Source organism: Nakamurella endophytica, from assembly GCF_014646215.1.
GTDB lineage: Bacteria > Actinomycetota > Actinomycetes > Mycobacteriales > Nakamurellaceae > Nakamurella > Nakamurella endophytica.
Map to the genome: position 1 here is coordinate 33,869 of NZ_BMNA01000017.1, position 15,324 is coordinate 49,192.

At 68.6% G+C, this 15,324-nt stretch carries 9 protein-coding genes; 6 read left to right on the forward strand and 3 right to left on the reverse strand.

Features of this window, described 5'->3' with window-relative positions:
- Positions 1 to 71 precede the first annotated feature (71 nt).
- Positions 72 to 2,096 (forward strand): ATP-dependent helicase, encoded by a 2,025-nt coding sequence (locus tag IEY37_RS20405; protein ID WP_188944774.1) that lies wholly within the window; start codon positions 72 to 74, stop codon positions 2,094 to 2,096.
- Positions 2,097 to 3,004: 908 nt separating this feature from the next.
- Here the strand turns inward: IEY37_RS20405 and IEY37_RS20410 are convergent.
- Positions 3,005 to 3,427 (reverse strand): hypothetical protein, encoded by a 423-nt coding sequence (locus IEY37_RS20410; RefSeq protein WP_188944775.1) that lies wholly within the window; start codon positions 3,425 to 3,427, stop codon positions 3,005 to 3,007.
- A 35-nt stretch (positions 3,428 to 3,462) separates the two neighbouring features.
- On the opposite strand from IEY37_RS20410, the gene IEY37_RS20415 reads away from it, so the two are divergent.
- The 5 genes from IEY37_RS20415 (at position 3,463) to IEY37_RS20435 (ending at position 9,097) form a co-directional block, all read left to right on the forward strand.
- Positions 3,463 to 4,770: a tyrosine-type recombinase/integrase gene (locus IEY37_RS20415; protein ID WP_188944776.1), complete on the forward strand. Its 1,308-nt coding sequence runs from the start codon at positions 3,463 to 3,465 to the stop codon at positions 4,768 to 4,770.
- 542 nt (positions 4,771 to 5,312) lie between these two features.
- Positions 5,313 to 5,831 carry a hypothetical protein gene (locus IEY37_RS20420; protein WP_188944777.1) on the forward strand — a complete coding sequence of 173 codons (519 nt, stop codon included), beginning with the start codon at positions 5,313 to 5,315 and terminating at the stop codon, positions 5,829 to 5,831.
- Between the two features lie 310 nt (positions 5,832 to 6,141).
- Positions 6,142 to 6,486 (forward strand): hypothetical protein, encoded by a 345-nt coding sequence (locus IEY37_RS20425; protein ID WP_229674712.1) that lies wholly within the window; start codon positions 6,142 to 6,144, stop codon positions 6,484 to 6,486.
- Between the two features lie 298 nt (positions 6,487 to 6,784).
- Positions 6,785 to 8,230 (forward strand): TnsB C-terminal domain-containing protein, encoded by a 1,446-nt coding sequence (locus IEY37_RS20430; protein WP_188944779.1) that lies wholly within the window; start codon positions 6,785 to 6,787, stop codon positions 8,228 to 8,230.
- Positions 8,231 to 8,245: 15 nt separating this feature from the next.
- Positions 8,246 to 9,097, forward strand: coding sequence for an AAA family ATPase (locus IEY37_RS20435; RefSeq protein WP_188944780.1), 852 nt, complete (start codon positions 8,246 to 8,248; stop codon positions 9,095 to 9,097).
- An 870-nt stretch (positions 9,098 to 9,967) separates the two neighbouring features.
- On the opposite strand, the gene IEY37_RS22605 is transcribed toward IEY37_RS20435, so the two are convergent.
- Positions 9,968 to 13,969, reverse strand: a complete 4,002-nt coding sequence (locus tag IEY37_RS22605) for an RHS repeat-associated core domain-containing protein (RefSeq protein ID WP_188944781.1) — start codon at positions 13,967 to 13,969, stop codon at positions 9,968 to 9,970.
- A gap of 20 nt (positions 13,970 to 13,989) precedes the next feature.
- Positions 13,990 to 14,592 (reverse strand): hypothetical protein, encoded by a 603-nt coding sequence (locus IEY37_RS20445; RefSeq protein WP_188944782.1) that lies wholly within the window; start codon positions 14,590 to 14,592, stop codon positions 13,990 to 13,992.
- Between the last annotated feature and the right edge of the window lie 732 nt (positions 14,593 to 15,324).

A 15,324-nucleotide genomic window follows, 5' to 3' on the forward strand; every position in this document is an offset into this window, starting at 1 on the left:
GCCCGGAAGGCGGGACTCGGGTCCGGTGTGTCCGCAGGCACGGTGGCGGCCGCAGGCCTACAGTCGCACGTGTGTTCGACACCGCGTGGGACGACGGACTCGACGACGCCCAGCTCGCGGCCGTCACCCACGGGTCCGCTCCGTTGGTCGTGCTGGCAGGGGCCGGCACCGGGAAGACCCGCACGCTGACCTCGCGGGTGGCCCGGCTGCTGGAGACCGGGGTACGCCCCGAACGGGTGCTGCTGCTGACCTTCACCCGCCGGGCCGCCGAGGACATGCTGGCCAGGGCGGGTGCGCTGTGCCGCGACCCGGACGCCGGGCGCCGGGTGTGGGGCGGCACGTTCCACGCGGTCGCGCACCGGCTGGTCACCGAGCACGCGGCGGCGCTCGGGCTGGAACACGTCACGGTGCTCGACCCCGGCGATGCCGCGGACCTGTTCGACCTGTTGCGCGACGAGCACGGGCTGACCGGTTCCCCCGGCGGCGAGCGCATGCCGCGGCCGGCCACCCTGGCGGACATCTATTCCAGGGCGGTGAACACCGGCCGGCCGGCCCGCGATGTCGTGACCGCCGACTTCCCGTGGTGCGAACCGCACGCCGACGCCGTCGCGGCGGTGCTGCGGGACTACGTCGCGCGCAAGCGGGCGGCCGGGCTGCTGGACTTCGACGACCTGTTGCTGGCGTGGCGGGCGTTGCTCGGCCAGCCCGAGCTGGCGCAGCGGCTGGCCGAACGGTGGGACCACGTGCTGGTGGACGAGTACCAGGACGTCAACGCGGTCCAGGTCGACATCGTCGCCGGGCTGCGGCCGGACGGCAGGGGCCTGACCGTGGTCGGGGACGACGCCCAGGCGGTGTACGGGTTCCGGGGTGCGCGCAGCGGCCACCTGCTCGACGTCGACCGCCGGTGGCCCGAGGCCCGGACCGTGCGGTTGGAGCGCAACTTCCGGTCCCGGCAGCCGTTGCTGGACCTGGCGAACGCGGTGCGACCGGGACCGCCGGAGTCGCGCCTGCAACTGCGGGCCGACCGCACGGATGGGACCGGTCGGCCGGTGCGGCCCGAGGTGGTCCGCTGCTACGACGCCGCCGAGGAGGCCCGGCTCGTCGCGGACGCCGCTGTGGCCGCCGTCGAGGCCGGCGGCCGGCTGCGGGAGCAGGCGGTGCTGATGCGCAGCGGTCACCACAGCGACCTGCTCGAGGTCGAGCTCACCGCCCGCCGGATCCCGTTCGTCAAGTACGGCGGCCTGAAGTTCCTGGAGGCGGCGCACGTCAAGGACTTCCTCGCCGCGCTCCGGGTGACCGCCCATGCGGGCGACGAGCTGGCGTGGTTCCGGCTGCTGCGGCTGCACGAGGGCATCGGCCCGGCCCGCGCCCGGACCCTGCTGCCGTTGCTGCTGGACCCCGAGGTGGACCACGGCGAGGTGGTGGCGGCGGCCCCGGCGCCTGCCCGTACCCGGCTGGACGCCACCCTGGCCGGATTGGCGCAGGCCCGTGCCGCGGGCGATGTGCCCGGCACCGTGCGGCGGTGCACCGAGGTGGTGCGGCCACTGGTCCGCGAGCGGTACGCGGACGCGGCGGCGCGGCTGGGCGACGTCGACCGGCTGTCCGAGGCGGCCGCCCTCGCGCCGGACCTGCCGGGGTTCGTCGCGCAGCTGACCCTGGATCCGCCGCTGAGCACCGGTGACTACGCCAAGCCGCCGCATCTGGACGAGGACTACCTGACCCTGTCCACCGTGCACTCGGCCAAGGGACTGGAATGGCCCACCGTGCACGTGCTGCACGCCGTCGACGGCGCCTTCCCGTCGGACATGGCCCTGTCGACGCCGGAGGGCCTGGAGGAGGAGCAGCGGCTGTTCTACGTCGCGATCACCCGTGCCCGCGACCGGCTCTCGATCTACACGCCGCTGCGGATGCCGCACCACCGCACCGGCCGGGACGACCGCCACAGCCTGGCGCCGGCGTGCCGCTTCCTCGACGACGCCGCACTGGCCACCGTCGACGTGCGGCAGGTCGGGCGGCCCGGTGCCAGGGCGCGACGCCCGGCGGCGGTGACGGTGCCGCGGGTCGAGATGCCGAGCCTGGACGCGTTGTTCGGCTGAGCGGTCGGGTGCCGAGGTGGTTCGGCTGATCGATCGGGCCGGCTGTACTGACAGTATTCCGTCAGCTGCCGGTGGAGTTCCGGGACGCTTGCCGGGGTGGTCTGCAGCTGACTGGCCGACGCGACACCTGTTCGGTCACCGCCGTGGTGCCCGAACGCCTGACCGTGGAACACGGTCGACACGACCGGTTTGCTCGGGTCGGCGAGACGGCTCGCCCACTTCGCCGCGTCGCGCGCTGACAGCCTGTCTCCGGCGAACGGGGACCCAGGCGTCCAACGCGGGCAGACAATGGATCAGGAAATCCCTCGAAACTCGACATGAACCGGTGCGCCGGTCACGTCCGCGGCTCAACCGGACGTGCGGCGCTTGTGCAGCGGACGTCGGAGGCAGGAGAAACCTCCTGGTCCCCGTGGGGTTGGTGTGAGGTCATCGGTATTGCGTCCCGATGTCGCCTGCAGACGACAGCAGACCGGTCACCGTGGGACTGCGCAGGTGACTCGGGAGTGCGAGACCGTTGTCTGTCCGACAGTCGCGTCTCCAGAGTGAGACGTCGCCGCATGACGTCTCGCGGACCGTGACGGGTGACCGTGACGGGTGTAGGACGTTGTCGTGTCGCTCGGGGAAATTCGTCGGAGAATCGGCCATAAACGCCGTGCGATTGTAGGAGAATGGTCGCCTCTTGTGCGTTCAGCTGTTATAAGGATCCATTACCACGGCCCATCCCCGCCGCGTGTCAACCGACCCAGCCCAGGGGCGGGTCCTACGCTCAACATCCGGTCCAGCCATGGCTGCAGCGGTCGGCGGCGCCGGTGAGCAGGGCGGATGAGCGGTGGGGGAGGGGAGCGGTGGCCGGTCGAGCGGCGGTTGCAGCGGTAGTTGGCGTAGGCCGCGGATCTTGCCGAGGTCGGCTACCGCGCAGCCCGCTGCGCGTCAGTGGCGCGGCGCTCCACCTGCGCGCCGGCCAGCAGTGGCACCGTTCCGGCCATCAAGCTGATGCTCAGCTGCCGGGTCAGCAGCCCCCCGACAAGCAGGATCAGCCAGGCCAGGGTCCCGCCGACGACGAAGAAGTCGCTGGTCCATCCCGACGGAACGTCCAGCCGCCAGCGACGGAATCGCCTGCTTTTGAGGGCAAGGAGGGATGCGGTCGTCGCAACGGCCAACGGCAGGTAGAGCAGGCTCACGAGGGCGATGAGCGCTGGCGGCATGGTTGCCACGGACGTCGAGTGAAACGCGCTGCCCCACGCAAGGACGCTGAGCACGGTCAACGTGGCGCCGGGCCGGGTTCGGGCGATGAGCCACAACGGGCGGTGCTGCGGACGCGGCTGGCTCACAGGTGCACGGTATGCCCGGATCGGGCGGTACTGACATGAGCGGGGTGTCGATCACCCCGTCGAGTTCGGAGCAGCCCGAGCCGGCCGTCGGAGCGCTGCAACGTTCCGACGTCGCAACGCCCCCCGCGGCGGATCAGCTGCTGCGGTTGGCGGGGGAGCGACGGGTCGACCTCGACGCCGCTGCAGCGGCTGCCGACCGGCCTGACCCGACGCAGCAGCTACCCCTCGACGCCGTCCGTCGGGTGTGGGCGGCGGTGGAGGCGTCGACGGCGCCGGCGACGAAGGCGGCGTACCGGTCGGATTGGGCGCGGTTCGAGCGGTGGTGTCACGAGCAGGGGCAGGCGAGCCTGCCGGCGCATTCGTTGACGGTGGCGGCGTATGTAACGGAGGCGGCGGGGGAGCAGCGTTCGCCGGGGGTGGGGGAGTCGGGGTTCGGGACGCGGTGGCGGTACAGCCCCGCCACACTCGCCAGGTGGGTGTCCTCGATCAACCAGTTCCACACCGCCGCCGGCCTCGACGCACCCGGCCGGGCGGAGGTGGTGCGGCGGGCGTTGGCGGGGATTCGCCGGGCCCGGGCGACGCCGCCGGCCCGTCGGGCGCCGCTGCTGCTCGACGACATCCGGCAGCTGCTGGAGACGCTGCGGCCGGCGTTCCACACGTGGCCGGCCGGGGTGATCGCCCGCCGCGACGCCGCCCTGCTCCTGCTCGGCTTCGCCACCGCTGCCCGACGCTCCGAGCTCGTCGGCCTGACGGTGGGGGATGTGGTCATGCATCTGATTGACGGGCTGCACATCACCGTCAGCCGCTCCAAGACCGACCAGGAAGCCCGCGGCACGGTCAAGGCCGTCCCGTACGGCAGAGACCCCCAGACCTGCCCGCCCTGCGCCTACAGCCGCTGGCGGCAACTCCTCGACACCGCCAACGGACTGCCGCCAGCCGAGCAGCGGCGGCCCGTCATGGCCGCCCTCTTCCAACAAGCCGGCGACCCCGGCGTCGACGGCCACGTCTGCCGCGTCGACCTCCCAGCCCCGGCCGTCCCGACCGCGCCGCTGTTCCCGACCGTCCACAAGACCGGCGCCATCGGTGTGCGGGCGATGTCCGGGCAGGCGGTCAACGAGGTCCTCGCCCGCCGCGCCGCCGCCGCCGGCTACACACCCGCCCAGATCGCCCGGCTCGGCGGCCACTCGCTGCGGTCGGGGTTCGTCACCGAAGCGTTCCGGCAGGGCGCCGACGCCCACGCCATCATGCGGCAGACCGGGCACCGCAACCCCGCCATCCTGGAGACCTACGCCCGCGAACACGCGCCCCTGGTCGGCAACGCCGTCACCAAGCTGGGGCTGTAAGCGGTGGCCACCGAACGCACCCCTCCCGAGGCTGACACGCCGCCGTCGACGGACCAAAGCAGGGGCGGTCAGTACGCGGCCGAATGGCACCTGTTCGTGGATTGGTGCGCCACCACCGGCCACACCGGTCTGCCCGCCAACACGGCGACCGTGCACGCATTTCTGGTCGCCTGCCCGGCCGCGCCGGCCACCCAACGGCGGCGGCTGACCGCGATTGACCATCACCATCGGGTCGCCGGCCACCCGCTGCCCGCCCGGGACGATGCCCTCCGTGATTTGGTCCGCGGCCGCCCCGCCCGGCCGGTGCGCCGGCCGCTCGACCCGGACGCCGTCGACGCCGCGCTACGTCGGCTCCCGGCCAGCGGCTGGACCCGCGGCTGGTTCGGCCGCCGCGACCGGCTCCTTCTCGTCCTGGCCGCCCCCGACATCCCCTACCGGCACCTTGCCCAGCTCACTGCCGCCGACGTCACCATCAACCGCGGTGCCGCCCCATCACCACCCCCGCCGGCGACGTCCAGCTGGCTGCGACCGAGCAGGCGTGGGTGTGCCCGGCCTGCGCCGTCACCGCCTGGATGGACCTGCTCTACCTCGAAGCCACCCGCGGCACCCGACAGGTCGCGCAGGTACTGCACGACGCCGACCCACTGCACGCCGACGCACCCCACAACTGCTACAGCCCACGCCCACCCGACTGGACCGGAGACGCAGTACCGCTGCTTCCGCCGATCGACCAACACGGCTGGACACCCCTGGACCGACCGACCGGCCTGTCCCGGCAGTCCATCTCCCACCTCGCCCGACAAGCCGCCGCCGGCAACGACCGAACCCACCGCGACATCCCACCACCGGTCAGCGACCACCAACCCATCGAGTTCACCGACGACGTCCTGGCACCCCCACTGACCTACGACATCCAGCAGTGGCAACACGGCATCCACCAACGCCACACCGCCCGCGAACAGCTCGCCCACCTCGGCGACACCCTGGACGACATGGACGCCCGCATAGCCGAGCTGGAAGCCCGCACCAAGCAACTACTCGAGCGGGAAGGACGGGTGTAGCAGGCCCCTCGTCTTGGAACTCCCACCGCGGGTGCCCGTTCAAGGAGACGCCACGTTGGTACCCTTTCGAGTGTCGGTTGCCGAGTTATCTGGCGTAGAAACGCCAGGCGAGACTACGCCAAATAATGTGGCTATTCACAAGACAGGGCTTGGCAGCGCGAGCAGGCGCGACCGGCACGGCCCGCGAACGTCACGTAGCGACGACAGGCCAGGCGAGTGAACGCCGCGGGCCGAATCGTCGCACCTACCGTGGTCCATACCGAAACGCAGGCGGTTGAGTCCACTGGCGCATCGACGGACACTGGTGTCCGTGGTGGATCTCCGGGCGTATCGGGAGTGGGTTCGTCGTGGCCGCAGTTCGTTGCGGGTTGATAGGAAGTGGGCGGAGGTGAACGCCGGCGTCTTTGTGGACGGTCTCGACGAGCTCGACAGCGGACCGGAACGGGCCAAGGCGTTCCTGATCGGCATCTGCAGCGACCTAGACGACGGGATTGATCCTGAAGAGTTGACCAGTCACGTCGCATACACCCTGCTAGAGGGAGGCGCCGATCAGTACGGACCGGCGTTCCTGATGCAGCTGGCTCAGTCCGGCAACACGGTGCTGCAACGCGCCATTGAAGAGCTTTCCGCCAACCGCGAGATTGACGGCAGCTGAGGCCTGTGGTCGCCTGCACACGGCGGCGGATGTGCCAACCATCGCCCTGATTCTTGCGGGGTTGTTGGACGGCCAGATTGGCGATGCGTTCGGCGCAGCATGCCCTGGGGCCAGACGCACACGAGGTTGCGGTGTCAGCCGGCCGGTAACGGTGCGGCGGACTCTTCGGCCTAGCGGTGTCGTCTTCCACGGTAAGTGGCACTGTTTTGCCACATTATCTGGCACCATGAGCGGCGTGGCTGGCGTCAGTGTGGGCCGGTGGGGTTGATGATGCGGCGATGCCGGAGGCGGTGACCGGATGGCGGAGCTCGAACAGCGGTTGGCTGTGTTGAGTCCGCACGTGTATGACGGGGTGCCGCTCAGCGTGGTGGCCCGCCAGGCCGGGGTGCCGTTGCGGACGGCGCGGCGGTGGCTCGCCGCCTATCGGGCGGCGGGCGCGGTCGGCTTGTCACGGGTTGGGCGTGCTGACCGTGGTGGCCGGCGCCTTCCTGCAGAGTTGGTGCAGCTGGTGGAGGGACTGGCTCTGCGGCGACCGCCCCCGCGGATCGCCGAGGTGCATCGCAGGGTTGTTGAAATAGCCAACGAACGGGCCTTAACGCCGCCGTCGTACCAATCGGTGCGCCGCATCGTGCAAGGACTGGATCGGGGACTGCTGTCGCTGGCGCACCGCGGACCGGACTCCTACCGAGACGATTTCGAGCTGGTCCTGCGCCGCGAAGCAGCGCACGCCAACGACATCTGGCAAGCCGACCACACCCAGCTGGACGTGATGGTCCTGGACGAGAGTGGTAGCCCGGCCCGGCCGTGGTTGACCGCCATCGTGGACGACCAATCCCGCGCGGTCGCCGGCTACACGGTGTTCCTCGGGGAGCCGACCGCCGTGCAGACCGCACTAGCCCTACGGCAGGCGATCTGGCGCAAGACCGACCCACAGTGGCCCGTGTGCGGAATCCCGGCGACGCTCTACGCCGACCACGGCGCGAACTTCACCAGCGCCCACATCGCACGAGTCTGCGCGGATCTGAAGGTCCAGCTGATCCACTCCACGCCGGGCAATCCGCGCGGCCGCGGCAAGGGTGAACGGTTCTTCGGCACGGTGACCACCGAGTTGCTGCCCACGGTCCCGGGCCACATCCCACCCGGCAACCACGGCAAGCCCGTCACCACACCGACGTACACGCTGTCCCAACTGGACTCAGCGGTCGGCGCGTGGATCACCGGCACCTACCACCAACGGACACATCCCGAAACCGGCCAGACGCCAGTGCAGCGCTGGTCGGCGGGGGAATGGCTACCTCGCATGCCCGACTCGATCGAACAGCTCGACCTGCTGCTGTTAACCGTCGCCACCCCCCGCAAGATTCAACGCGACGGAATTCACCTGCACGGGCTGCGGTACTTCTCCCTTACCCTGGCCGCCTATGTCGGGGAGCCAGTGACGATCCGCTACGACCCGCGGGATCTCGCCGAGATCCGCGTCTACCACCAAGACCAGTTTCTGTGCCGCGCGGTCGCACCCGACATCGCCGCGGCCAGCATCTCCATGCAGGACCTACAAGCCGCCCGCAACCAACGCCGCCGGGAACTGCGTCAACACCTATCGGCCCGACGCAGCCTGGTCGACCTGCTCGCACACCCGGCCACGGCAAGCCCGGCCGCGTCGGCCGAATCAGTCCGCGCCGCCTCACGGTCGTCTGAGCCTGTCGAGGCTGAGCCACCGCTCAAGCTTTACCGCGAGAACTGATGAAGGGCAGCGCCAGTGGCCGAACAAGTCGCCCTGACCAACACCGCACCGCGCCCCCCGCGAGGCCTGGTCGGCTTCCAAGTCACCAAACAGCACCGCCGATTCGTCGAGTTTGCCGACGCCGTCCGCCGCCACCGCTACATCGGCGCCTGCTACGGCGCACCCGGCCTGGGCAAGACCCTGTCTGCCCGCACCTACGCCGCGGCCGACGACTGGGACCGCTGGGCGACCGACCGATACACCCGCGGCACCACCCTCCCCGGATCCCTCCTGGCCAGCCGCACCCTGCTCTACACCCCCCACGTCAACGTGACCGCACGCCGCCTGCACCTCGAGGTCGATATCCAGACCTACGCCCTCGGCGCCGACATCAACCGGGCTCTGGACCCCGACTGTCATCCCGACTTCGACGACGACGCCTTGACACCCAGCCGGACCGAGCTGCTCATCGTTGACGAAGCCGACCGCCTCAAGACCAGCGCACTGGAAGCGCTCCGCGACTTCTTCGACCGGTCCGACATCGGCCTCATCCTGATCGGCATGCCCGGCTTCGACCGCCAACTCGCCCGTTACCCCCAGCTCTACAGCCGCATCGGCTTCGCGCACCAATACCGTCCCTTGGACGCCGAAGACATCCCGACCGTCCTGGCCCACTACTGGCAACAACTCGGCCACCCCTACGACAACAACGACCCCAACCACGTCGAAGCAGCCAACAGCGTCACCCGGATCACCGGCGGGAACTTCCGCCTCATCGAACGACTCATGACACAGACCGCACGCGTCATCGAGATCAACAACCTGGACCGCATCACCCCCTCCGCCGTCCACGCAGCCCGACAGATGCTCGTCGTCGGCACCACCTAGTGCCAAATAGCGTGGTAAATCAGTGCCACCTAATCTGGCAATTCACAACCGAGCCCATCGACGATCAGCAGGGAGGTCCGCCGCAACATCAGCGGCGCCGGCGATTACCGGCCGTTCGGCGCGCGCCGCCATGCCCTCGCCCGCCTCCCTCGGCCCAGATCGGGCTAACTTGCCCGCGCCAGCGGGTTGCGCGACTTGGTGCGGGTCAAGCTCGGGCAGCGGTGGAGCCGGCAGCAGATCTGCCACGCGCTACGGTCGAGTTCCCCGCGTCAACCGGAGAGGCACCTAGTGCAGAAACGCGCTACCAGGCCCTCGGCGTGTAGGGACGCTGTGGACTGCGGCGAGAGCTGGTTCGCATCATGCAGCGCCCCGATCGGACAGTGTCAAATAGTGGAGGGCTCGCATACCAACGCGTTAGTGCCGAATCGTCCTCATCAACTGCGACGGCGACGACCAACCGCGATGATCAGCAGCCCGACCAAACAGATCGCCGCTATGTAGAGTCCGCTACTTAGCTGCCCGCGGGCCATCGTAACGACTCCCACTACTGTTCCTAAGACCAATACCGCGCCACCTAGAGCCCGAACACCGACTGCATGATTGGAAGGAGGTCTGGCCGATTGCTCCCAACGACTACTAGTCAGGCGGGCGCCCGTCAAGAGAGCTCGCGATCGATAGGCAAGGTAGGCGCATCCAGCTAGTATGATCCCTCCGCAGACGAATCCGACAAGCGGGGAGCGCGGCGATCGTCCGAGCGCTGAGTATAAGATGATCGCTACCCCGACCGCCACACCGAAGACGCTGCCCCAAAGAAAATGACGAGCGGCAACACTCACTATCGCAGATTCGTCCTCATGACGACCTTCCCGTTCACGGTCCTCCAAGCTGGCCACCTCCCGAGTAGCCGGTGTAGAACCCGGCAGCGCAAGACACAATGTCAACCGCCCCCGCACCGATAGGTCCGAACAATAAACCGGCTAGTTCGGTGATGCCCGACTCATTGGCCGCCACAGCTGCGGTCACACAACCGCCGGCTCCTTCCGCGAAGCCCTCAGCTTGAGCGCCGGTGGGTTCCTGGTCCTGAGGAACGCCTTCCTCGTAACATCCGTCATAGTTGTTCGGATCGTCGTACTCTGCTGGATCCGACTGTGCAACGCACGGGTACAAACCCGACGTGTCGCCGCGATTAATTGGGTCCCCGGCGCTGTAGGCGTAGCCGTCATCTTTGCCTGATGGGTCGAGCTGAGTGAACCGACCGAGGGTCGAGTCGTAGTAGCGAGCCGACAGGTGAGTCAAGCCGGTGCCTGGGTTGGTGTAAGCGCCGAGGTACCCGAAGGGTTGGTTGAACGGCGCCGGTGTGGTGATGACTTGCTGGCCGTAGGTCTTGTAGGCGTAGGCGGCGGCGGTGGTGCCGGTGGCGTCGCTGATGTAGATGATGCTGCCGCGTTCATCGGTGATGGGGTAGTAGCGGTCGCCGGCGCCGGTTTGAAAGCCGAAGATGGCGCCGCCGGGGTCGCGGCGGACGTTGACCTGGTCGGTAACGGCGCTGCCGTTGAAGGTGTCGACCTCGGTCACGCCGAGCGGGGAGTTGCGCAGCAGGTGCGTGTTCCCGGATGCGGTCTTGGTGCTGTACAGGTAGCCGTTGCCGTTGCCGAGGTAGCTGTTGGACAGGGCGGTGCCGCCGATGGTGACCGATCCGGTCTGCTGCGAGTCGGTCCAGCTGCTGGTCCGCACCGCGCCGCCCACGAGGCTGGTGTTGGACGAGGTTTCGTCGCCGTCGAGGTCGTAGGCGTAATTGCCGACGGTGTTAGTCCCGGTAAGAAGCTGGTTGGCGCCGTCGAAACCGTTGGTTGGGGTGCCGGGGCAGGTGGCGCCGGTGGTGGTGCTGTAGCTGGTGCGGTTGCCGTTGGCGTCGTAGCAGAACACTTCGCTGGCGGTGGTGGTGCCGTTGGAGTCGAGCTTCGTGACGGCCGAGGTTAGCCGTGCCTGGTTGGTGTAGGTGTAGCTGGTGGTGGTGCCGGCGATGGTGTCTTTCTTGGTGAACAGGTGCTCGGTGTCCTTGCCGGCGGCGTTGGTGTAGCCGTAGCTGGTGGAGTACACGGGGTTGGCGCTCTGGTTGCGGCCGATGAGCTTGAGGATGCGGCCGCTGACGTCGTAGATGTACTCCTCCCGCACGAGGTTGCCGGGGTAGGCGATGAACTTGCGGTTTCCGCTCTTGTCGACGCCGATGATGATGCAGCCGGAGGCGACGGTGCCCAGGTTGGTTTCGGAGAAGCCGGCGCAGGACCCTCCGGGCATGGTTTCCGAGGTCAGGGATCCAGCGGGGTCGTAGCCGAAGGTAGTGGTACCGGTTGCGTCGGTGTAGCTCAGCAGGCGCGAGTTCGCGTCGTAGGTCATGGTGATCGCGGTTTCGCCGGAGGGCTGCTCGGAGGTCAGCCGGTTCATCGTGTCGTAGGTGTAGGTCTCACCCTTGATGACGGTGTTGCTGGCGGTCTTGTCGGTCTCGGTGAGCTTGTTGCCGTCGTTGTCGTAGGTGAAGGCGGTGTAGTGGCCGTCGTTGTAGGTGATCCTGGTGAGCCGGTCCAACGCGTCGTAGGTGTAGCCGGTGGTCTTGGACCGTGACGAGGTGGTCCTGGTCAGCCGGGAGAACCCGTCGTAGCTGAAAGTTTCAGCCGGCGGGGTGGTGCGGCTGCCGCCCGGCGCGGGCGGCGTCATGGACACCATCTCACCCATGGCGTTGTAACTGTACAAGGTGCGGTGGGCGCTACCGGAGGTGTAGTCCGGGTCGCGGGTCTCGCAGACGGCGCCTGTGTAGGCGGCGGCGCCGGACGGGCCGCAGTTGGCCACCCCGGACTGTCCTTGGTGCCGGATTTCGGTCTTGTTGCCGGAGGTGCCCTTGGTGACGGTGGTGATGAGGTTCCCGCTGCCTGTGGTGCTGTCGTAGGCGACGCTGGTGGCGCTGCTGCCCGAGCCGTCGGTGGTGGCGTCCCGGTCGTCGGAGACCGAGATCGGCCGGTACACGTCACCGGTGGTGTTGTAGCTGGCCGAGACGACGGCGCCGGCGACGCCGGTGGCGTTGGACTCGGCGGTCACCTGCGTGAGGCTGTTGTTGCTGTCGTAGGTGGCAGTGCGTGCGGGGTCGTTGCTGCCGCCCGTGGTGTAGTTGTTCGGCGAGATCGAGGCGGTGGCGTCGCTGTTGGCGTTGAAGGTGGTCGACCGCGTCTGTGTGACGCCCTGGGTGGTGGTCGCGACCTTGGTGATTCGGTCGGACGAGTCGTAGGTGTAGGTGAACTGCTGGCCGTAGGGGTCGGTGAAGGTCGTCACGCCGGCGATGGCGCTGCCCTGGTTGAGCGGGGTGGTCGCGGTGAAGGTGACGGTGTTGGGGGTTCCGGAGGCCAGCCGGTACGAAATGCTGGTGACCTTGCCGGCGCTGTCGTAGGCGATGTCGGTGATGCCGGTGCCGTTGGTGCCGGCGGTGCACGTCGATCCGGCGGCGACACCGCGGGGGGTGATGATCCGGGTGACCAGGTTGCCGGTGTAGCAGAACGTGGTGACCTTGCTGGCCGGGTCGGTGTAGGTGGTCAGGTGCCCGGACCCGTCGTAGCCGTAGCTCCACGACCGGGCGCCGGTGGCGCCGGCGGCGAGGGTTTCGGACATGCCGGTGACCCGGCCGGAGGTGTAGCTGAAGTTGATCGACCGCTGACCGGTGGAGTCCGTGAGCGCGGTGGTGACCAGCGGGCTTCCGGAGGCGCTGTAGGTGATGGTGTTGCCGGAGCGGTCCTTGATCGAGGACAGCCAGGCGGTGGTAGCGCTGCCCGAGGGCATCGTGAAGGTCATGACCTCTTGGCTGGAGTGCCAGGTCAAGGTGTAGTGGGTGGCGTCGGTCTTGATCAGGTCGGCGTTCAGGCCGGTCTTGGACGCGTAGGCGCCGACCTGGCTTTCGTTGGGGACGGTGGATTGGCGTGCGAAGGGTTCGCGTCCGCCGCCGGGCTGCAGGTAGATGACGCTGGTGGGGTTGATGACCAGGCCGGTGTCGACGCCGCCGGACATGGACCAGCCCAGGCCGTAGGCGCCGCCGATGCCGTTGGCGGCCAGGACGCTGTTGTAGGTGCGCCGCACGGTCGCCGTCAGGCCGGGCCCGGCGATCTGGTCGTCGCTGCCGTTGATGACCAGGTTGCGGGTGGCGTAGCCGACGTGGATGTCCATCCGATCGGTGAGCTTGTGGTCGTAGGTGCCGACGGCCTTCTCCTGCCCGACGCGGGGTGACCATTCGACGGTCAGCTTCGGGTGGTAGGTGGTGTTGGCGACGCCGTAGAAGCTGAGCGTGTTCGATGCGGTGGACTCGTCGTAGTCCTTGAACACGACGCCGCTGTTGACGCCGCTGCCGGAGATCCACGACCGGGCGAGCTCGGTGATCGAGTACGTGAAGGGCTGGTTCGCGCCCGGCGGCACGACGTTCAGGTGCTGCTGCACACTCGGGCTGTAGGCCGGCTTGCTCGCCCACGTCAGGCTGGCCGTGTTGGTCCACCACGTGGACACACCGGCGCCGGCCGAAGCCGACTGGTACAGGCCGGTGTCGATGATCGCCGTCGGCGACGAGGCGGTCTTCTCGGTCATGGTCAGGTCGGCGTTGAGGATGGTGGCGTCCTTGGGGATCACCGCGCCGCTGCCCGTGGTGACATCACCAAACCGCAGGTAGATGCGGCGGGTGTAGGCGGAGACGCCATAGTTGAGGGGGTTGTCGGTGCCGGAGTTGGTGGAGCACAGCTGCGGATCCGACGGCGCGGTGCCGGTGCCCGGATCGGTGACGTAGCAGCCGGTGTCCGAGCCGGTCCCGAAGGTCGTCGACGGGTCCAGCAGCACCGGGAACACCCGGTGCGGGTCGGCCAGCCCTATCGGTCCACCACGGTGGTCACCGCGTACGTCGGCGCCACACCCGACACCTGATAGCGGGCATTCACGGTCGAGGTGTTGGTGTCCGGGTCCGTCGACGAGTCGAACAGCACCGGGGCGGGCAGCGCCGCCACCTGGGTGCCGGAGCTGTCCAGGATCGGCAGCGACCCGTCCGCCAGGGCGTCGCCGAGCCGGTAGCCCACGCTGAGCGTGACCTGCTGCGGGTAGGAGGTCGGCACAGCCGCCGACGCCAACCGCAACGTCTGCTCCAACACCCGCGGCCGCACCTGGAACACCTCGTCCACGCCGGGGAAAACCCCGGCATAGGTGGCGGTTTGGCCGTCCACCTTCGGTGCGACCAGCGCCGCGCCGGTCAGCAGCGACGTCACCGACAAGCCGCCCTGCCCGCTGATCGCCGGGGTGCCGGCCAGCGCGGGCAGCACCACCGAGAAGTCATCGGCCCGGTTGATCAACGCGCCCACCGTGTTGGTCACCAGCGAGTCATCGATCGGCAACCAGCTCTTGCCTGACAGGTAGTTGACCGGCAGCGTCGACACCTCGGTGCGCAGCAAGCCTTCCTTGGTCGCGAACGTCCGCGACATCCGCGACCGCAGCCGGGTCACCTCCCCGCCTGCACCCAACGGCGTGTCCGCCAACGTCTGTGCCGCAGCGGTTGTCACCGCCCCCGACGAGGCACCCGTCGTCCACGGCCGCGACGTCGAATCCGTCGGGACCGGACCCAACGGTGTCGGCGTCGGCGCTGGCGCGGTCGCCGCCGACACCGTCGAAGGCATCGCCACCGCCAAACCGGCAAACAACGTCGCAGCAGCAAGAAGAGACAAACGACGGGACGGCCGAAGCGAACAATTGCACTCCCTAGAACGGCGAAAACGCCCGATCCGCTCGAACACCCCCAAGCGGCCCGCGATGTCTACCACCGCCCCCCGCTCACAGCTAGCCCACACCCAGCAGGTTCACACGAACGGGCCTACCTGAGACCTACTGCAAGATGGCGGATGTCGCACTCCGGCCAGACCAGGCACGCCACCGTTCGAAGTACGGCATCCTCGCTCGCCAGCAGGTACCGTGGCCGCCAGTAATCACGACCAGTGCCGTGCGCACCTTCCTGTAGTGCACAGCCACCGCAACCGACCCTGCAACCACCCGAGTGGAGTAGCCAGTACCCGTAGGTGGCGTCTGCGGCCGGCACCAGACCGCTGACCGCATGCGGATGCAGCCACGCAACCGTCTACTGGGCGAGGATTGCTGCCGCACAGTCATTTACGATCTGCTAACCCTTGATCCGCCTAGCCTTTACCTAAGCCGCCGAGGCT